General features: G+C 71.0%; 13 protein-coding genes and 9 tRNA genes. 5 read left to right on the forward strand and 17 right to left on the reverse strand.

All coding sequences use genetic code 11. The features are described from left to right. Positions 1-30 precede the first annotated feature (30 nt). The 16 genes from WME76_RS27050 to WME76_RS27125 all read right to left on the reverse strand — a co-directional run bounded on the left by WME76_RS27050 (position 31) and on the right by WME76_RS27125 (position 11,113). Positions 31-549, reverse strand: coding sequence for an HNH endonuclease (locus tag WME76_RS27050; RefSeq protein WP_437955170.1), 519 nt, complete (start codon positions 547-549; stop codon positions 31-33). Between the two features lie 106 nt (positions 550-655). Continuing rightward, positions 656-728, reverse strand: a tRNA-Leu gene (locus WME76_RS27055). 4 nt (positions 729-732) lie between these two features. After that, positions 733-814, reverse strand: a tRNA-Leu gene (locus tag WME76_RS27060). Positions 815-851: 37 nt separating this feature from the next. Beyond that, a tRNA-Pro gene (locus tag WME76_RS27065) sits at positions 852-925 on the reverse strand. A 104-nt stretch (positions 926-1,029) separates the two neighbouring features. Continuing rightward, a tRNA-Glu gene (locus WME76_RS27070) sits at positions 1,030-1,103 on the reverse strand. Positions 1,104-1,256: 153 nt separating this feature from the next. Next, positions 1,257-1,328: transfer RNA gene (locus tag WME76_RS27075), tRNA-Ala, on the reverse strand. Between the two features lie 256 nt (positions 1,329-1,584). Continuing rightward, a tRNA-Asp gene (locus WME76_RS27080) sits at positions 1,585-1,656 on the reverse strand. Between the two features lie 8 nt (positions 1,657-1,664). Next, positions 1,665-1,785, reverse strand: a tRNA-OTHER gene (locus WME76_RS27085). A 98-nt stretch (positions 1,786-1,883) separates the two neighbouring features. Next, positions 1,884-3,566: a TROVE domain-containing protein gene (locus WME76_RS27090; RefSeq protein WP_437955171.1), complete on the reverse strand. Its 1,683-nt coding sequence runs from the start codon at positions 3,564-3,566 to the stop codon at positions 1,884-1,886. A gap of 104 nt (positions 3,567-3,670) precedes the next feature. Then, positions 3,671-3,742: transfer RNA gene (locus WME76_RS27095), tRNA-His, on the reverse strand. A gap of 9 nt (positions 3,743-3,751) precedes the next feature. Beyond that, positions 3,752-3,826, reverse strand: a tRNA-Asn gene (locus WME76_RS27100). Positions 3,827-4,742: 916 nt separating this feature from the next. Beyond that, on the reverse strand, positions 4,743-6,026 hold the full coding sequence (locus tag WME76_RS27105; protein ID WP_437955172.1) for a tetratricopeptide repeat protein: 1,284 nt from the start codon (positions 6,024-6,026) through the stop codon (positions 4,743-4,745). A gap of 41 nt (positions 6,027-6,067) precedes the next feature. Further along, a complete protein-coding gene (locus WME76_RS27110; protein ID WP_437955173.1) occupies positions 6,068-7,144 on the reverse strand; it encodes a protoporphyrinogen/coproporphyrinogen oxidase in 1,077 nt (358 codons plus the stop codon). An 84-nt stretch (positions 7,145-7,228) separates the two neighbouring features. Beyond that, positions 7,229-7,642, reverse strand: a complete 414-nt coding sequence (locus WME76_RS27115) for a hypothetical protein (RefSeq protein ID WP_061617455.1) — start codon at positions 7,640-7,642, stop codon at positions 7,229-7,231. A gap of 148 nt (positions 7,643-7,790) precedes the next feature. Then, positions 7,791-9,281, reverse strand: coding sequence for a hypothetical protein (locus WME76_RS27120; RefSeq protein ID WP_437955174.1), 1,491 nt, complete (start codon positions 9,279-9,281; stop codon positions 7,791-7,793). 185 nt (positions 9,282-9,466) lie between these two features. Continuing rightward, positions 9,467-11,113 carry a Ppx/GppA phosphatase family protein gene (locus tag WME76_RS27125; RefSeq protein WP_437955175.1) on the reverse strand — a complete coding sequence of 549 codons (1,647 nt, stop codon included), beginning with the start codon at positions 11,111-11,113 and terminating at the stop codon, positions 9,467-9,469. Positions 11,114-11,164: 51 nt separating this feature from the next. On the opposite strand from WME76_RS27125, the gene WME76_RS27130 reads away from it, so the two are divergent. The 5 genes from WME76_RS27130 (at position 11,165) to WME76_RS27150 (ending at position 16,502) form a co-directional block, all read left to right on the forward strand. After that, positions 11,165-11,779, forward strand: a complete 615-nt coding sequence (locus tag WME76_RS27130; protein ID WP_437955176.1) for a hypothetical protein — start codon at positions 11,165-11,167, stop codon at positions 11,777-11,779. Then, positions 11,776-12,123 carry a hypothetical protein gene (locus WME76_RS27135; protein WP_437955177.1) on the forward strand — a complete coding sequence of 116 codons (348 nt, stop codon included), beginning with the start codon at positions 11,776-11,778 and terminating at the stop codon, positions 12,121-12,123. The genes WME76_RS27130 and WME76_RS27135 overlap by 4 nt, the downstream gene beginning before the upstream one ends. A 40-nt stretch (positions 12,124-12,163) precedes the next feature. Next, complete coding sequence (locus tag WME76_RS27140; protein ID WP_437955178.1) at positions 12,164-12,340, forward strand: hypothetical protein; 177 nt, start codon at positions 12,164-12,166, stop codon at positions 12,338-12,340. Between the two features lie 498 nt (positions 12,341-12,838). Continuing rightward, positions 12,839-15,223 carry a hypothetical protein gene (locus WME76_RS27145; protein ID WP_437955179.1) on the forward strand — a complete coding sequence of 795 codons (2,385 nt, stop codon included), beginning with the start codon at positions 12,839-12,841 and terminating at the stop codon, positions 15,221-15,223. A gap of 481 nt (positions 15,224-15,704) precedes the next feature. Next, on the forward strand, positions 15,705-16,502 hold the full coding sequence (locus tag WME76_RS27150; protein ID WP_437955180.1) for a hypothetical protein: 798 nt from the start codon (positions 15,705-15,707) through the stop codon (positions 16,500-16,502). 15 nt (positions 16,503-16,517) lie between these two features. Here WME76_RS27150 and WME76_RS27155 read toward each other — a convergent pair whose 3' ends face one another. Continuing rightward, complete coding sequence (locus WME76_RS27155) at positions 16,518-18,416, reverse strand: GMC family oxidoreductase (RefSeq protein ID WP_437955181.1); 1,899 nt, start codon at positions 18,414-18,416, stop codon at positions 16,518-16,520. Positions 18,417-18,430 lie beyond the last annotated feature (14 nt).

An 18,430-nucleotide genomic window follows, 5' to 3' on the forward strand; every position in this document is an offset into this window, starting at 1 on the left:
TCCGCGGCGCGCCGGCGTGCGGCGCTCAGCTCATCCCGGGCTCGCGCAGTAGCCTGCCCACGCCTCCGGGATACGCCGCTCGCTCAGGCCGAAGACGGGCGCCGGCGGCAGCCACTTCGGCTTCACCGGGGCGCGGAGCAGCTTCATGCCCGCCTGCTCCGGCGTCCGTCCTCGCTTGGTCGAGTTGCACGCGTAGCAGGAGGCAACGATGTTGTCCCAGACGGTCTTGCCGCCCTGCACGCGCGGGATGACGTGATCGTAGTTGAGCTCGCGGGCCTCCTTCTTCACGCCGCAGTACTGGCAGCGGAATCCGTCGCGCAGCAGGACGTTGGTCCTCGTGAACCGCACGCCGCGCTTCATCTGCAGCGTCGGCCGCTTCAGCCGCGCCACCGCGGGCGCCTTGATGGAGAGCGACGGCGACCGGATGACGTCATCGTATTCCTCGAGGATCTCCACCTTGCCCAGGAAGCTCATCGTGACAGCGGTCTGCCAGGGGATGACCTTATGGGGCACCATCCATGGCGTCAGGAGCAGCGTCTGCGCGGTCATGGCTCACCTCGATCGTCTCTTTCTCTTCATGATGTGGCTCCAGGTTGCGTGCAATTCGTACGTTCGAAGGGCGCGACGGGTGCGTTCGACGCGCACATTCGATCGGTGCCCGGGGAGGGACTCGAACCCCCAGTCAGCTGGTTCTAAGCCAGCAGCGTTTGCCGTTTCGCCACCCGGGCAGGGTGTCACCGGTGGGACTCGAACCCACATACCCCGAAGGGCGCAGGATCTCAGCCTGCCACGTATGCCGTTCCGTCACGGTGACGTCCGCGCGCCGCGGTCGAGGCGTCGCCTCACCGCGGTCTGGGTGGGGGGATTCGAACCCCCAGTCCCCGGCTCCCGAAGCCGGTGCTCTACCAGGTTGAGCCACACCCAGGATTCTCTCGATGCTCTGCCGGCGTTCTGCCGGTGAATGATGGCAGGCTCGCCCGCTCGGGCGCGGGCACCCGAAGGTGCACGCAGGCGAGCGGAGCGGCCCGGTGTCCCCAGCGGGATTCGAACCCGCGTCTCCGGAGCGAAAATCCGGCCGCCTGGGCCGCTAGCGAGATGGGGACGTGAAAAAAGAGGCGGGCCGCCGGGCGCCGCGCGACCGCACGATGTGCGGCTCGCCGGACGGCGGCCCGCCTCGGCAACGAGACGAACGAACGGGCAAGTTGCGCCGTGGGAGTCCATCGAGAGCGGTAACCCACGGACTTCGGCCCGTTCGGCGGAGCGACGAGGGGTCGAACCTCGATCCCTGCCCGGCGAGGGCAGTATTCTCCCGGTTGAACCATCGCCCCGACCCATGATGCTCGCGTCAGATCTTCATCGCGGTCTCCTCGTCCCTTGGACGGCCTTCCACCGATCGCATTGGCTTCATTTGCTTTATTTCATGAAATGAGATGAAAAAGAGAGAATGAACCACAGAGGCACAGAGGGCACAGAGGGAAGAGAGAGAGATAGATAAAAATCACTCTTTCTTCTTCTCTCGCCTCTGTGCCCTCTGTGCCTCTGTGGTTCAAATTTCTCTCCTCACGGAACAAGAACAAGCCTGGGCGCCCCCGAGGAGGATCGAACTCCCCTCACCTGATCGACAATCAGGCTGCCTCACCAGATGCATACGAGGGCAACGACGGCGCCGCTGGCGGGGATCGAACCCGCGACATCCCAATTAGGATAACCGTCCTCCTGCGGCCCGGAACGGGCAAAGGGGCGGAGAACGGCGTGTAGGTGCTCTCCCGGCTGAGCTACAGCGGCAAGGTGGGGACATCATGGCGATGTCCCGCGAGAGGGGCCCCTCACGGCGCCCCGCGCGTGACGGACGGGCCGGCGGAGCCCGTCCGTCACGCTGTCTGTCACGCAGCACCCCGGGTGAAATCCGCCATCACCTGGGGGGCCGCCCCGTCGAAGCCCACGACATCGAGCATGCCGGGGTCCGTGGGGTCGGCGATCGAGAAGCCGGTCGACGTCATGCCGACGACGACCAGCCTGGCCGGTCGACCCATCGCCTGCCGGTAGTCCCTGAGCGCCTGAAACGGGTGCACATCCCCCGCCCAGGTCTCGTTGTCCGTGTAGACGACGAACGTGTCGACCTCCACCCGGTTCCGCTTCGCCCAGATCATCGGCAGAGCGCAGTCGGTGCCGCCGAAGGGCAGGCCGTTGACCACGCGCAGCACGTCGTCGAGCCGCTGCTTCGGCGAGACCGACAGCGGCGTGAGGCCGGGAGCTCCCCCGCCCCACCTGCCGCCGTACCCGCCCGACGCGGCCGTCGTGAAGGCGACCACGGCGACCTCGCGCTCGAGCCTCGCCGTCGCCATGGCCATGGCCGCGCTCGCCACGCGCGGGGTCAGGCCAGGGACGCCAGCGATCTGGCCGCTTGTCATCGATCCGGAGACGTCGAGCGCCAGGAGGTGCTTCTTCCCGGTCGGCTCGACGGCCCGGAACGCGAGGTAGAACGCCTCGTCGAGCGCGTCGACGATCTCGCGGACCGGGGTCCACGAGAGCGCGCCTTCGCGCCGGCGGGCGCGCTCGCCGCGGCCCTGCTCGTAGACCTTGAGGGCCGAGAGCAAGGCGACCGGGTGGACCCGCGCCGCGGCGAGGCGCGCGGCGTCGGTGAGCTGCCGCGCCGCCCTGCGGGACGCATCGCTCATCGGCGAGAGCAGGCCGACCGCGGTCATCTTGCCCAGGTTCCGGATGAGCGCCGTCTGGGGCATGTGCTCGAGCAACGCCTCCCAGACCGCGGGGTCGTTCTTCCACTCGGTCTGGAGCACCTCGTGCGTGAAGCGATGCTGCCGGATCAGCGCCGTCACCTGCTTCCGGTTCGTCGCCGCGCGGAGCGACTCGAACGCGCGCACCGCGTCCGGCAGCTCCTCCGGACGCAGCGCCTTGCCGCGCGCCGACGCCTTGCCGAGCGCCTCCACGCCGCCGACGATCCAGCGGTACAGGGCGTCGTGCTGCGGGCTCGGCGCGACCGGATGCGCGAGCCGCAGGAGATCGCGGTGGCTGAAGCCGTCGCGCTGCCGGTACTTGATCGCCTGATAGGCGAGCCTGTCGGCGGGCTTCTCGTTGTACCAGGCAGCGACAGCGGACCGGAGCGCGCGGCCCCACCTCCGGAACCCCTGCACGTCGCGGGCGAAGTGGAAGAGATCCGTCCCCGTGCGGCACACCTCGGGCAAGGCCCCGAGGGCGGCCTTCCGGGTCTCGACCTTCGCGTCAGCCGCGGCGATCGCGAGGGCGAAGATCGCAGGCGCGTTCTTCGGCGCTCGCCCCGAGCGGCTGACATCGACGATGCGCTGCACCGCGCGAGGCCCGTCCGAGGCGAGGCAGGCCTCGACGGCGCGGGCGTTCTCCACCGTGAGCTTCCGCTCGCTCGCGTAGTAAGTCCCCCCCTCGGCGCCGAGGATGAGCCAGCGGTCGAGCCTCGCCCACTCGTCGAGGGCGAAGGCGTAGCCACCGGCGCTGTTCTTCACCTGATCGGCGCGGGCCCTCTGCCGCTGCGGCGTGAGCAGCGCGGCGAAGTGCTTCAGATAATTGGCCATGACACCACCTCCGGCCCGATGAACCGGGCAAAAAAAGGACGGATAAGCGCAGCGCGCTCGGGCTGATCTGCCAAAGATAACCGAGCGCCATCGACCCGTCCCGGGTGGGCGTACGGGGATCGAACCCGTCTTCGCAGGGTCACAACCTGCCCTCTTCACCAGAAGAGTAACACCCACGCAAGCCCTGGCTCCGGCGGGAGGAATCGAACCTCCAACCACCCGCTTAACAGGCGGGGGCTCTACCATTGAGCTACGCCGGAACATGAAGGCGCAGCGCGCCTTCATCTGTATCGCAAACCCAGGTTGTCACAGATCGAGCGACCCCTCCGCCGGCGCAGCGGCGCAGGCGCGGGGTCGGCGCCGAGAATGCACGCCGCGGCCATTCACTTTCGATTCGAATACTTCCAGCGCATGCTCTACCGCGCCTCCTTTCTTCGGGCGCACCCCTCCCGCGCCGCAGCGCGCGACGACATCGCGCGTGCGCAAGCAACACAACCCCTCTCCCGACGAGCCTTCAGCCCACAGCGCACGGCGCGCCGCAGCCCGAAGGCGCGTACAGCCCATCAGCAACCCGCAGCCCAGCAACGGCCCGCAGCCCACGAGGGCGAACAGCCCCCCAGCGGTCTACGGCCCGCAACGGGCAACCGGCTTCACGAACCCCCAGAACGCCGAAGGCCGCCTGGGTTTCCCGAGGCGGCCTTCGCGAACGTCGTCGATCGACGCGTGCTGAGCTGCCTCTAGGCGCTATCTTCCGGGTTTCCGAGCTTCCGCGACAGGCGGAGGCCGCAGGAATGGCCGGGGTTGTGCGCCAAGGAATCGCCACCCTGCAGATGCTCCCATCCCACGACCGCGCCGGGCGTACCCGCCTTGGGCTGGATGGCGATGAGCTGCGTTTTGTCGGGGCGGCTGAACATAACGAATCCTTGAGTGCGCAATGAGTACCCCCCTTCGACGGGGCGTGCAACAGAAAAGTTCCTCGAGTCGATTCTTTTTCTCGATGCCTTCGATACCGGAGCTCGTCCGGCCCCGGCACGGGTCAGCGCAATCGAGGAATCCCGCGGCTTTCCGGAGGTTTGCCTTCAATATGCCGCGGGCGGGGGCGGGCTCCGTGACCAGGAGTCATGGGACACGGCGTCGAGAGGTGGTCTGCGCGAAGCACACCTCGTGCCCTATGCCCTATCGGGCGTGGGCGTCGAGCCGGAACCGCTCGTTGCACTCGGCGCCAGAGACCACCACGTGACCGCCCTCCACCTTCACGTCGACGGCGCTCCCCTCCGGCCAGCGCAGCGCCACGATCGCGCGGCCTGTACGCGGGTCGTAGAACGTCCGCTCATGGTGGCTCACCCCATCGCGGCAGCGCTGCTCGTCGTTGGGCTCGCCGTCGAAGACCGCGCCGGCGCCGCTGAAGAAGGCGTCGACCACGAGCAGCGCCCCCTCGGTCGAGCCGCTCACGCCGCGGATACCCTGGCAGCGGGCGGGCCAGCCCCCCGAATGACCGCCGTCCGCGACAACGAACCCCGCTGGCTTGCGGGGGAAGACCACATGGTTGTGGAAGTAGGTGTACGTCCCGTACTCGCGCGGGAAGATCCACGGCGGGTCGCCGGCGCAAGGGCCGTGGCTGGCGCCCTTCCCCTCGAGTCCGCACAGGCGCGCTCGCGCCGCGGCCTCGGTCGTCACCTCGCGCGCCGGGCCGGGCTCCTCCTCGCCGGGGCCGACAAGCGCGAGGAGCTCGATCCAGCTCGGCACGACGACGGCGCCCTCGACGCCGGCATTTCGTACCTCGACGGCGCACATCGACCTGCCGGCGAGCTTGCCGCGCGTCGCGGGCGACGGCCTGAGCACGTGCGCGTTCGCGTAGGCGACCCGGGCCGCCTCGGGGTCGCCCGCCTTGTCGCGCAGGAGCCCGAGGTTGAACCAGATCTGGGAGCGGAGCTCGGGGTCGCCCGCCCCCGCCAGCGCCGCGGTGAAATTGCCCTCCGCCGCATGGCTGTTGCCGTCGCTCAGGTGCGCGAAGCCCAGCTCCGCGAGCGCCCGCGCGTCGGTCGGATCCAGGGCGAGGGCGTCGTTGAACGCCTGGATGGCCGCCTGATACCTCCGCTCCCGGGTCGCGAGCCTGCCTCTCGCCAGCGCGGCCCTGTACGCGGCGATGCCCTGCTTCTCCTTCTCGGTGAGCGGGCGCGCGCCCGGCGCCGGCAAGGAGGGCGGCGGCGCCGATGACGCCGGCGCCGCGGCGCTGCTCACGGACGCGACGGCGGGGGCCGAGCTCGCCGCGGCGGGCGGCGCGCCCTCGGCGGTCGGCCTCGGCGCCTCGCCGCGGCGACACCCCGCGACGGCGCACGCCGCGACGAGACAGAGGACGAGGCGCCTCTCTGGAGCGCGCGATCTGCCGGCGTCCTTCACGGTCACGGCGGCGGCTTCGTCGCCTGGAGCAACTCGATATCGAGCGTGCAGCAGCTTCATCGCCTGTCCCACGTCACATGACCACAGCGCGCGACAGGGCGCTACAGGGCGCCGATGCGCGCCGCGGTCGCCTCGGCGGAGCGCACGGCGGCGTCGATGCCCGAGCCGTGGAACGCCGAGCCGGCGAGGAGCACGCCGCTGCCGGCGAGCGCCTGCTCGACCTCGCGGACGCGCGCCGCGTGGGCGGGGGTGGAGACCGGCAGCGCGCTCGGCCAGCGCGAGACCCACGCGCGCTCCGCGGGCCCGCGCACGGGCAGCACGCGCGCGAGCGACGCCTCGGCGCGCGCCGTCCAGGCGGCGTCGTCCAGCGCCGCGAGATCCGCCGGCTCGGGGCGGAAGAAGAGGCGCAGCGCGACGTGGCCGGCCGGGGCGCGGCCCGCGAACTTCGACGTCGTGAACGTGCACGCGCGGAAGCCGTGCGCCTGGTGAGCGGCGGCGACGATGAACCCGGTGCCGTCGAGCGGGTGCTCGATCGCGGCGCGCGGGTACGCGAGCGAGACCGTCACGCTGGAGAGCGTCTCGGCGTCGCGCAGCGGCCGCGCCGGCTCGCCGAGCAGCGCGGCCGCGCCGGCGGCGCTCGTGGCGATGACCGCCGCGTCGGCGTCGATCTCGCCCCCGCCGGCGAGCGAGAGCCTGAGGCCGCCGCCCACCCGCGCGAGCGACGCGGCCGCGGCGGAGAGGCGCACGTCCACGCGCCCATCGTCGACATGCGCGAGCGCGCGCGCGAGCGTGTCCGTGAGCTGCGCCATCCCGAGGCGGAAGGTCCGGATCCCCTTGCCGAGCTCGTCGCGCGGCACCTGGAAGCCGAGGAACGCCGCCGCCTCGCCCGGCGCGAGCTCGCGCAGCGCGCCGTCGAAGCCGAACGACCGCAGCGTCTCCTGTCCGACGAGATCGCCGTCGATGCCGAGCGCGCCCGCGAGCGCGGGGACGGCCTCGCTCCGGGCGATGAACCCCTCGGCGCCGTGCTCCACCACGAAGCCGTCGACCCGCTCGGTCCAGAGCTGCCCGCCGAGCCGCGGCGACGCCTCGACGAGCGTCACCCGGTCGCCCGCCGCCGCCCGCCGGAACGCGACGATGCACCCCGCCAGACCGCCCCCGACGATGGCAATTCGTCCCATCGCGCCTCTATACCATGAGGTCACGAGCAAGTAAGGAATCGGGCCGGCCGCGCGCGGCGCGGCGAAGCGGCCGTGAGCGCCGCCTCAGCCGAGCTGCGACAAGAACTTCCTGAGCTGCTGCGCCTCGACCATCGTCATCACCGGGACGAGCCACGCCTCGAGCGAGGTGGTGTCGCGAAACGCCTTCCGGCTCGAGTTGTGCGCGTCCCGGATCAGCCGCTCGACCTGGAGCCCGAGGATCGCGTTCGTCACCGGCAGCAGGTAGGCCGTCCGGTGCACCGTCGCGTTCTGGACGCGCATCATCTCGAGGAACTTCTCCGCGCTCTCGGGCGCGAGCACGTCGACCTGGAGCAGCTCGATGCACACAACAGCCCCGTGCCGGTTCTGGGTCACGATGCCCTGAATCCGGGCGATGCACGCGTCGACCTCGCCAGCCGGGAGCGGCGATGCGAGCCTCACCTCGATGAGGCGACCGGCTTTGTTGTCAACGGAGTACATGAGCGAAATTAACCCTACCGTAGACGTCTGAGCCAGAGCGCGTCAATCAACGACGAATCCTTGCGGGGTGGCCCCGTACGCGCGCACACGTCGACGACGTTTTTTGTCGGCGAGCGCATCAAGAACCACAAAGCCGCCCCAGACGTGCTCACGCGTCCGACGAGAAGATCACCTTCCCGGCGCGCGTCTCTTCCTCGGAGGCCGCCTCCCGCTCGGCCTCGAGGGCCTTCGCTTCGGTCTCGAGATCGGGGAAGCGGTACCGGATCCCCTCGCCGGTCTCCAGGTCGACGTCGCCGCCGAGCGCGACCACCTCGCGGGTGATCTCCTCCGAGCGCGGCGCCTCGCCCGCCGCGTCCTGCCAGGCCCGCTGGAGCACCTCCTCGGTGATCGGCTCCCGGCCCTGGCTCGCCCCGACGCGGGAGAGGATCGCCCGCAGCACGGCCCGCCGGGCGTTCCGGCGCGCGAGCCGCCGCCGCTTCAGCGGGCGAAGGAGCGCGCGGCCGAGCGGCAGCGCGAAGAGCGCGAGCGAGAAGACGAGCGGCACCACCCCGAGCGCGACCGCCGTCCCCGTGGGGGGCAGCTCCGCCATCGGGACCCCGCGGGCCAGGAGGCCGAGGTTGTCCAGCGTGAGGTGCGCGCCGAGCGCGTAGAGGCTCATCATCAGGTTGAACCCGTTGAGCGCCACGATGAGCGCGTTCACCCCGGCGCCGTTGCCGGTGAGCGGCGGCAGCTCCTCGCGCTTCGCCCAGACCGGCGCCGGCGCCCGCGACGGCACCTCGTCCGCCGTCCGCCGGATCGCCTCGAACCGGTACACGATGCCCCCCTCCTCCGACACGTCGACCGTGCCGTCGTAGTCGAGCATCAGCCGCGCCATGAGCGGGTCCGCCTCATCGCGCGGCAGCCCCGTCACGCGCATCACGTCGGCGAGCCCGATCCGGCCCCGCTGCGCCCGGATCTCGGCCAGGATGAGCTTCTCGTCCTCCAGCGGATCGCGCGGCGCGGGCGTCGGGCCGAAGAAGAACCGGTTCACCTTCTCGTAGAAGGGCGTCTCGTCTCTGCGCCTCCCGTACGCCTGCCCGAACGCCCCGCGGCGGTCGTGCGACGACGACCACGGCGGGTCGGCCGTCCACACGAACGGCGAAAAGGGATGGAAAGTCCAGAAGATAGCGTCGATGATCATGCGGAACAGGAAATAGCCCGCGAACGATCCGGAGAAGCCGCCGTGGTCGCGCGAGTCGCTGTTCGAGCGGGCGAACATCTGGGCGATCAGGATCCCCACGAAGATCACGACGTAGGTGATCAGCACGATCGCGATCCACGCGCGCACGACGAAGCGGGCCACGCCGGCGGCGCCGCGGGCGACGGCGCCGAGCGCGCGCTCGAGCCGCGTGCGGGTCTCCCACGGCTTCGTGAAGCCGTGCGGGAAGCGGAAGAGCAGCTCGCCCTCGGACGTCGCCTTGAGGTGCCCGCGGTACTCGCTGACGAGCAGGTGCAGCCCGCTCTCGGCGTCGCGCAGCGGCAGGCCGCTCCTCGCGGACGCGTCGGCGAGCGTCAGATCGCCGGTGTGCCCGCGCAGGGCGGACTCCAGGACGCGGGCGGCGCGGCGCGCCTCCATCAGCTTGGGAGATTTCAGCGTCACCGGTCGATCGCCCCCCGTTCCGCGGCGGCGCTGCCGGCCTCGCTCGCGGCACGGCCGCGCTCGGTGGCACGGCCCCGCCGCGCTCGTCCACGGAGGCGCAGCTGCCCCCGTGCTGAGATTCATGGTGGCGCGCAGGGCTCGGCGCAAAGGCCGCGGCGCGTTTTTTTTCGACCGTCAGCCGCCGCTCACGCCGCGGCTGGGGGCGGGAGCGAGCGCGGCGTGGCGTCGACCATCCGCACCTCCAGGCCGAAGGCGTCGCGCAACATCCCCGCCTTCGCGACGACCGTCCACTCCTCGAGCGCCCGGTCCTCGACGCCCTGCACCTCGAGCACCAGCGTGTCGCCGTCGATGCGGCCGCTCACCTCCGTGACCTTCGCCCGGTGCTCGCGATCGAGCGCGTCGGCGACGCGGAGGATCGCCGCCATCGCCTTCACCTTGGCGCGCGCGTCGCGCGAGAGCGCGCGGAAGTTGTCGTGGTCCATGCTGGGCGGCGACTTCCGGTGGTAACGCGCGATGTTCGCGACGATCGCGCGCTCCTCCGGGGTGAGGCCCATCAGATCGCTGTGGATGATGATGTAGTAGCTGTGCTTGTGGTGCCCCTCGTAGCGGACGAAGTCGCCGACGTCGTGGAGCAGGGCCGCGGCGCGCAGGAGGATCCGGTCGCGCTGGTCGAGCCGGTGGCGCGGCGCGAGATCGTCGAAGAGCCGCTCGGCGAGGCGCGCCACGAGCGCGCCGTGCTGCTCGTCGAAGTGGTAGCGGCGGCCGAGCCGCGTGCAGGCGTCGCTGACCGCGGCGGTCTCGCCCCGGAAATCCGGCCCGAGGAAGTGGGCGTGGGCGAGGTCGACGAGCACGCCCTCCTTCAGCCCGACCCCGGGCGCGACGATGAGCGGCTGCGCGAACGCCCGCGCGATGCGGCCGAGGACCGTCGCGGCGGGGACGATCGTGTCGGCGCGATCCGGGCGCAGGCCGTAGATCTGCGCGCGCTCCTCGGGCGTCCTCGGCGCCAGCTCGTCGAGCAAGCGGGACATCGCGGCGACGTCGATCCCCCGCCCGTCCGCGGACGGGCTCGGCACCGGGCAGAGGTCCGCGAGCGTCTCGATGTTGCCGCCCGTGCCGACGAGCAGGTCGACCCCCGAGCCCTCGCCGAGCAGCTCCACGATCTCGCGCATCGCCTCGACCATGACGCGGTCGACGTACTCCTCGATGAGCCGCCGGTGCCCCGCGTCCATCGGGCGGCGATCCTCGAGGAAGGTCTCGACCATCCGCACCGTGCCCACGGGGAGCGAGCGCGAGAAGACCGCCTCGCGGCCGCGCAGCAGCGTGAGCTCGGTCGAGCCGCCGCCGATGTCGACGAGCAGCGCCGTCCGCCCGCCGAGCGGGACGCGCTCGCGGACGGCGATCTGGACCAGGCGCGCCTCCTCGACGCCCTCGATGACCTCGATGTGGACGCCGGCCTCGCGGGCGGCCCGCTCGACGAAGAGGTCGCCGTTCTGGGCCTCGCGCGCGGCGCTCGTCGCCACGGCGCGGTAGCGGTCGACCTTGGCCGCGTCCATCGCCGTACGGAAGCGCCGGAGCGCCTCGCAGGCGGCGCCGATGACCCCCGCCTCGAGCCGGCCCTTGGTGAACACGTCATGCCCGAGACGCACGGACGCGCGGTCGGCGTGGACGTCGCGGAACGGGTGGAAGCGGGGCGCGTCGGGCGCGCCCGTCGAGCCCGCGGCGAGCGCCGGGTCCCGGCCGGCGCCGAACGCCCCGAGCGCCGGCGGGTCGACGTCGACGATGCGAAGCCGTATCGCGTTGGATCCGATGTCGATCGCAGCGAGCCGCGCCATGTCGGCAGAAGTAGCGAAGCTCCGGGCGGTTGGCTACTCTCATGCCCGCTCATGTGGAGGAAGCTTCTTCGCGGGTCGGGGCCCCGCCTTCGCGGTCCCCTTCAGCATCGGCCTTCAGAGGACGCGCCCGGGCGCGCCCAGGACGCGCGGCGCCCGGTCGCCCGCGCCCGTGAGGCGGCGCGCCGCGCGCTCGGGGTCGCGGCCGCGGCGCTCGCGCTCGCCGGCTGCAGCGGCGGCGAGGCGCGCGCGCCGAACCCGACGCGCGCCCTCGACGAGCGCAGGGCGATCGAGGTGATCCGCCGGGCGATGGCGCAGGAGGGCGCGCAGCCGGTGCCCGGGCGCGTGGTCGATCTCGTCAGCGGGCGGAAGGTGCGCATCGACGTCGGCGTGCAGAACCGCGCGTACGGCGTCGTCTACGTGACCGAGGAGGACGCCCAGGCGCTCGGCGCCGCGATCCCGCCCCCGAACGGCCAGGACGAGCGGCTCCGCATCGTCCGCGGCGGGGCGGACGGGGCCATCCGCCTCGTGCTCCTCTACCAGAACAACTACCGCTACGACGACCTCGTCGGCGAGTCGCACGAGCGCACGACGATCAGCGCCGAGCGCCAGCTCACGCGCGACGTGCAGGACTTCATCACGTACGCGCGGACGCAGAAGTTCCAGTGAGCGCGCGCGATCCGGGCGAGGGCAAGGCGGGTGACGCGCGCGAGGGCAGCGCGCGTGGTGACGCGCGCGAGGGCCGTGCGCGGGGTGACGCGGGCGAGGGCGAGCGGCAGCGAGCGCCTCGCGCCCGCCGTGGAGCCCGGAGCGAGGCCGAGACCCGCGCGCGCCGCGCGCTCGGCGGCGGGGGGCTGCTCCTCGTGGCGGGGCTCGCGCTGGTGGGCGTCGGGCCGTCGGACGCGGGCATGGCGCTGACGGTGCTCGCGCTGCTCGTGCTCGTCTACGGCATCCACAGCTTCGGCCGGCTGGGGCCGGAGCGCGACGAGCGGGCGCCGGCGCCGTCGCGTTGAGGCTTGCGGAGCGCGGCGGCTTCGAGCAGTCTCCGCCGCCATGGATCGCCCCACGCGTCAGCACCAGCACCTCACCCTCAAAGTCACCCAGAAGCAGGAGCGGAGCGCCCAGAGCTCCCGCAAGCCCGGCCGCAAGACCAAGCGCTGGAACAAGTTCCTCACGCAGTACGCGCCGCTCGTCGCCGGCGCCGAGGCGGCCGCCCCCGCCGAGAGCTGAGCGTCGGGCGCGCGGCGCGCCACTTCGCCACCCATGGCGCCCCCGCAGCCGGCCCGCCCCTCCTCCAGCTTCACCCCGCTTCATTTTCGTTCTTACTTTAATTTTACGATGACGTAGCAAGCCGGCGCGAGCCGCCTCCGGTCGAGGCAGCCGCGCCGTCTCCGCTCGAGAGGGCAGCCGCGCCGTCTCCGCTCGAGAGGGCGGCCGCGCCGTCTCCGCGCGAGGCGGCTGACGCGCTGTCCTCGCGCGAGGCGGTGACCGAGCCGCCCCTGCGCGACGCGACCGCCGCGCCGCGCTCTCCGTCGCTCGTGCGTTTTCTGTGATGGCGTCGCGCCGATCGCGCCACGTAGCCAAGAGAACACCCCCTCTGGGCGTCTGATACGCGATAGCCAGGCGGCCTGTCATCCACCCCGCGCGAGACAGGCGCGCCGGCGCAGCGCGCGCGTCGAAGCCGACGCGCGAACGGGCCCACTCCATCTCTCGCGCAAGGAAGGATCCATGGCCGTTCGTCCTACCTCCCGCGCTGCTCGCGCAGCCGCGTCGATCATGTGCTCCCTCGTCGTCGTCGGGACATCGCTCGTCTCGGGATGCCTCAGCCGTCCCATCGCACGTCAGGATACGCGCACGACGGGCACCGTCGTCGAGCGGCTCGCCAAGCGCGTCGACAAGATCGATCTCCTGCTCACGATCGACAACTCGGCGTCGATGAAGGACAAGCAGGATATCCTCGCGCTGGCCGTGCCGGACCTCGTCGAGCGCCTGGTCAACCCCCGCTGCATCGACCCGCTCAATCCCCTGAGGACGTCCACGCCGGGCTCGCCGAACGAGCCCTGTCCGAGCGGCATGGAGCGCGAGTTCGAGCCTGTCCTCGACATCCACATCGGCATCATCAGCACGAGCATCGGCGACCACGGCGCGGGCTCGTGCCCGGTGACGACACACTTCTCGAACAACGACAGGGGGCGCCTCATCGCCCGGAGCGACAGGGACGACGACGACCAGGCAGACAACGACCCGCCGACCTACCAGGGCAAGGGGTTCCTCGCCTGGGATCCGGAGCAGAAGCTGAGCCCTGCGGGCGAGTCGATCCTCGACGACGGCGCGGGCCGCGGGCTCGTGCCCACGCTGACGAACATGGTCCGAGGCGTGGCCGACGTCGGGTGCGGCTACGAGTCGCAGCTCGAGAGCTGGTATCGCTTCCTCGCGGACCCCGCGCCTTATGACACGATCAAGGTGGTGGACGGCAAGGCGGTGCGGGAAGGCCTGGACACGACGCTGCTGGACCAGCGCAGGGCGTTCCTGCGGCCGGACTCGCTCCTCGCGATCATCATGCTCTCGGACGAGAATGACTGTTCCATCCGCGAGGGCGGGACGTCCTACCTGGTGGCGCAGAGGTCCTACACGGACTCGAAGGGGGAGACGCATGACTGGCGGATGTTCCGGCCGCGGAAGGAGTGCTCGGACAAGGGCCCGGACGACCCGTGCTGCAAGTCCTGCTCAGCAGAGAGGGGCGAGTGCCCGGTCGACGAGACCTGCAGCACGGAGAACGCCGTCGCGGTGCTCAAGGAGGAGGAGGACCCGATCAACCTGCGCTGCTTCGACCAGAAGCGGCGCTTCGGGGCCGACCTGCTCTACCCGATCGAGCGGTACACCGAGGCGCTCACGCAGCGGACGATCGGGGATCACGAGGGCAACGTCGTGAGCAACCCGATCTTCTCGGATCTCGACCCGAACGACGAGCTCACCACGGTCCGGACGCCGGAGCTCGTGTTCTTCGCGGGGCTCGTGGGCGTCCCCTGGCAGGACATCGCTCGCCAGAACGAGGCCGGCCAGCCCGACCTCAAGCACGGCAAGGACAAGGACGGCAACCCCGTCGGGGGCTTCAAGAGCGCCGAGGAGCTGCGCGCGCCGAACGCCGGACTCTCGAGCACCTGGGACATCATCCTGGGAGACCTCAAGGAGTTCCGTCCTCCGGCGGATCCCCACATGATCGAGTCGCCGGTGCCTCGCAATGGCCAGAACCCGATCACCGGGACGCGCATCGCCAGCCCCGACTCGCCGGATGACGCCAACGAGATCAACGGCCACGAGTGGATCCCGAAGGCCAATTTCGGCGACCTCCAGTTCGCCTGCACCTTCCCGCTCCGGGCGCCCACGACTGGCGGCGACTGCAGCAGGGACCGGGCCGGCCGGAATAGCCCGCTGTGCGAGGACAACCCCGACGGCACCGACAGCGAGCGCCAGATCATGGCGAAGGCGTATCCGGGCCTGCGGCAGCTCGCGCTCGTCCGGGATCTCGGGGAGCAGGGCATCGTCGGCTCGGTGTGCCCGGCGCAGATCGAGAATTCAGGGCCGGGCGACTCCGACTTCGGCTACCGGCCGGCGATCGGCGCGATCGTCGATCGGCTGAAGACGAGGCTCGGCGGGCAGTGCCTGCCCCGCGCCCTCCAGCCCGACACGAACGGACAGGTGAGCTGCCTGGTCCTGGAGGCCCGCAGCACGCCCGAGGGCCAGTGCGGCTGCGATGAGCGCGCGGCGCGGCGGGAGGTGCCCTCGGAGCACCGCATCGCGAAGAAGATGGTGCTGGACGATCCGGTCGCGCAGGCGAACGGCTGGAACTGCGTGTGCGAGGTCGAGCAGCTCAGCGATCCCGACGAGCTCAAGGCGTGCCAGGACACGGTGCCGCCGGCGCCGGTCGAGGTGGGCGGGGAGCGGGTGGACGGGTGGTGCTATGTCGACCCGCGGCTCGGCCTGGGCCGGGAGGAGGTCGTCGCCAAGTGCCCGTCCACGGAGCGCCGGCAGATCCGGTTCACCGGCGAGGGGGAAGCGCTGGACGGCGCGACGCAGTTCGTCATCTGCTCCGGCGACACGGCCAAGCAGTAGCGCGGCGCGCGTCCCCGGAGCCCGTCGTCGGTCTCGCGAGGGAAAGCACTCGAGCCACGGAGAGATTGAACCACAGAGGCACAGAGGGCACAGAGGGCACAGAGGATTCGCGGTATTCTTGTTCCCTCCTCCGTGCCCTCTGCGCCTCTGTGGTTCACGAGCCGGCGGCATCCTCCAGGGCCTCCCACACGAGATCGAGATGATCCCGCCCGGGGTCGCGCAGCGGCGCACCGCCTTGCTGGCGGCCTGAGCCTCGCCGTGCCTCAATGCGTACATGCTCCGCTCCTTCTTGCTCCTTGGCTCGGCTGCGTTCCTCTCCGCGTGCGGCTCCGAGATCATCCTGGACACAGCCGGCGCCGGGACCACGGCGTCCGGCAGCGGCGGCGCCGGGGGCAGCCTCGATGGGAGCGACGGTGCGGGAGGCGCTCCCGCGCCGCGCGTCCCTGTCGTGCTGGCCTCCGGTCCAGCCGACCCGACCTCCATGGCCGTCGACTCGACCCACATCTACTGGACGGCCGGTGACGAGGTCCTGAAGCTGCCGCTCGAGGGCGGCAGCCCGGTATCGCTGGCGAGCGGCCTTTATCCCGGCAAAGGCATCGCCCTGGATGCCGACCACGTCTACTGGATCGCCTTGTACGACGCCGTGTTGAAGGTCCCGAAGAGCGGCGGACCGGCGGTCGTCGTCGCTTCGCTCTCCACCGGGGCGCAGAACGTCGCCGTGGACGACCAGTCCGTCTACATGGGGGAATGGGGGGCGGAGGAGGTCGACGGCTTCGCGAAGATCGTCAAGGCGCCGAAGACGGGGGGTGCGCTGAGCGATGTCGCGCAGGCCAAGAATAGCGTGGACGTCGTCGCGACGGACACTGCCAGCGTCTACTGGATCAACAAGGGAAGGAGGGACCTGGTCTACAAGGTCTCCAAGGCGGGCGGCAGCCCTGTCGAGCTCTTCGACGCCGGGGAGGCCGATACCGGTGCCTACCGGATCTTGACGAGCGATACCGATGTCATCTGGTTGAACAAGCAGGGGGTCAACAAAGGGTCCAAGGACGGCGGCCCTCCCGTCTTGCTGCACCTGGCCGGTCAGGCCGAGGACATCGCTCTGGACAGCGAGAATGTGTACTGGACCGCGTGGGGGAGCTGCGTCATGACGAGCCCTCTCTCCGGCGGAGAGCCGACCGTCATCGCCGAGGAGCAGTCCGGTCCTCAAACGATCGCGGTGGACGCTTGGAGTGTCTACTGGATCAACCACGATGGCACGGTGATGAAGGCGCCCAGGTGAAGGGGCGGCGCCGCGTCAGCCGCGGGCGGCGTCCGCGAGGATGACGTCGGCGGCCTTCTCGGCGATCATGAAGATCGCGCTGACGATGAAGAACCCGGGGATCCGCGGGAAGACCGACGCGTCGACCACGCGCAGCCCCTGGGTCCCGTGGACCCGGAAATCGCTGGTCAGGACGCCGCCTTGCTCCGGAGGCCCGATCGGACAGCTGCACGACGCGTGGTGGCCCCAGGCGTTGTCGCGGACGAAGGTCCTGAGCTCCTCGTCCGTCTGGAGATGCTCACCCGGGAGCTCCTCCTGGGCGATGAGCTTCTCCTGCTTGAGGCGCGCCGTCATGCGACGGACGAACCGGATGCCCGCGACCATCGAGTCCAGGTCCTCTCCGGCCCTGTCGTCGCCCTCCTCGAAATAGCGGAAGTTGACCTCCGGGGTGTCGCGCGGATCCGCCGAGCGCAGCGTCACCTCGCCGGCCCGGTTCTGCGTGTGCCCCTTGAGGATCGCCCACGTCAGGTAGTTGAGGTGCTCCGGGAACTCCGCCGAGTAGCCCGGGAAATAGCCGTAGAACTTCCCCAGGAGGGCGAAGTAGAAGAGGTCCGGGAGCGGCCTCTCGGGGGCGGATCGGTTGATGATCGCCAGCACCGCGGCGTTGGTCGTGTAGGTGCCGGTCCGCGTGGTCGCCCACTGCTGGTAGTGCCGGTCGTCGGTGCTGAAGCGGGCGCCCTCGAGCACGTCCCAGTGGTCGAAGTTCATGCGGTGGACCACGCCCACCTCGTACCGATCCTGCAGGTTCTTGCCCACGCCCGGCAGGTCGACGCGCACCTCGATGCCGTGGCGCTCCAGGGCGTCGCGCGGGCCGACGCCGGAGAGCATGAGCAGCTGCGGCGTGTTGAAGGCGCCGCCCGACAGGATCACCTCGCGCGACGCGCGCGCCGTGCGTCGCTCGCCGTCCTCGGCCGCGGGGCTGCTGCCGGCGCGGTAGAGCCGGGCGCCCTTCTGGTACTCGACGCCGACCGCCCGGTTCTGCTCGTCGAACAGCACGCGCGTGACCAGCGCGTTGAGCTCGACCTTGAGGCGATCGGGGTAGCGCCGCGCGACGTCGAGGACGCGCTCGCGGGGGCCCATCCGCTGATGGTTGCGGGTCGCGAGCGGGATGTAGCGCACCCCCGCCGCGCTCTCCGCCACCGACCGCCAGTCGTTGGGATCGGCCTTGCTCTGGAGCACGCTGTGCACGCGCTCCATGGGCGAGGTGATCTCGTGCGACGCCCGGTACGCCGAGTCGAGGATGAACCGCACCAGATCCCTGTCCCGCAGCCCCGCCCTCGGGATCGCCTTCTCGGTGTGCAGCCAGCCCCGGAACCCGTGCCGCGTCCTGTTGATCCCGAGGTAGCTGAGCAGCCGGTGCAGCGGCCGATGATGGCAGTTCTCCAGGCGCTCGAAGTAGCCGCGCATGTTGTCCGCCCGCCACGAGGGGTCGCCGGTGAGCTCGGCGATGTGATCCCAGTCGGCGTTGTGCGGATAGACCAGGATCATCGCGTGGTGCGCGGTGCAGCCGCCCAGCGTCCCTGCCCGCGGGTAGAGCACGCCGCGCGTCGGCTTGCCTCGCCAGCTCTCGCGGTACTTGTCGTCGCGCCGCTGCTGCTTCTCGTCCTCGTAATGGCGCACGAAGAAGTCCCACCGGAGCGCCTCGTTCTCCGACGCCATGGGGTGGAACACGGGCACGTCATAGTCGTCGGGCAGGCGGTTCTTGTCGGGCTCGAAGGCGTCGCCGCCCGAGAGCTCGCGCGGGTCGCCCCCGGCCTCGAGCAGGACCACCGTGTGTCCCGCCTCGGCCAGGCGCGCCGCGACCGTCCCGCCGCCGGCCCCCGAGCCGACGACCACATACTCGCAGTCGATCCGAGCACCTCGCTGACCGATCATGTCCCCCTCCTCCT

Source organism: Sorangium sp. So ce119, from assembly GCF_051524405.1.
Lineage (GTDB): Bacteria > Myxococcota_A > Polyangia > Polyangiales > Polyangiaceae > Sorangium > Sorangium cellulosum_G.

What these genes read in the sequence shown, in the direction of transcription:
- WME76_RS27050 (WP_437955170.1), bottom strand. Translation starts at nt 549, where the DNA reads ATGACCGCGCAGACGCTGCTCCTGACGCCATGGATGGTGCCCCATAAG.
- WME76_RS27090 (WP_437955171.1), bottom strand. Translation starts at nt 3,566, where the DNA reads ATGGCCAATTATCTGAAGCACTTCGCCGCGCTGCTCACGCCGCAGCGG.
- WME76_RS27105 (WP_437955172.1), bottom strand. Translation starts at nt 6,026, where the DNA reads ATGAAGCTGCTGCACGCTCGATATCGAGTTGCTCCAGGCGACGAAGCC.
- WME76_RS27110 (WP_437955173.1), bottom strand. Translation starts at nt 7,144, where the DNA reads ATGGGACGAATTGCCATCGTCGGGGGCGGTCTGGCGGGGTGCATCGTC.
- WME76_RS27115 (WP_061617455.1), bottom strand. Translation starts at nt 7,642, where the DNA reads ATGTACTCCGTTGACAACAAAGCCGGTCGCCTCATCGAGGTGAGGCTC.
- WME76_RS27125 (WP_437955175.1), bottom strand. Translation starts at nt 11,113, where the DNA reads ATGGCGCGGCTCGCTGCGATCGACATCGGATCCAACGCGATACGGCTT.
- WME76_RS27130 (WP_437955176.1), top strand. Translation starts at nt 11,165, where the DNA reads ATGTGGAGGAAGCTTCTTCGCGGGTCGGGGCCCCGCCTTCGCGGTCCC.
- WME76_RS27140 (WP_437955178.1), top strand. Translation starts at nt 12,164, where the DNA reads ATGGATCGCCCCACGCGTCAGCACCAGCACCTCACCCTCAAAGTCACC.
- WME76_RS27145 (WP_437955179.1), top strand. Translation starts at nt 12,839, where the DNA reads ATGGCCGTTCGTCCTACCTCCCGCGCTGCTCGCGCAGCCGCGTCGATC.
- WME76_RS27150 (WP_437955180.1), top strand. Translation starts at nt 15,705, where the DNA reads ATGGCCGTCGACTCGACCCACATCTACTGGACGGCCGGTGACGAGGTC.
- WME76_RS27155 (WP_437955181.1), bottom strand. Translation starts at nt 18,416, where the DNA reads ATGATCGGTCAGCGAGGTGCTCGGATCGACTGCGAGTATGTGGTCGTC.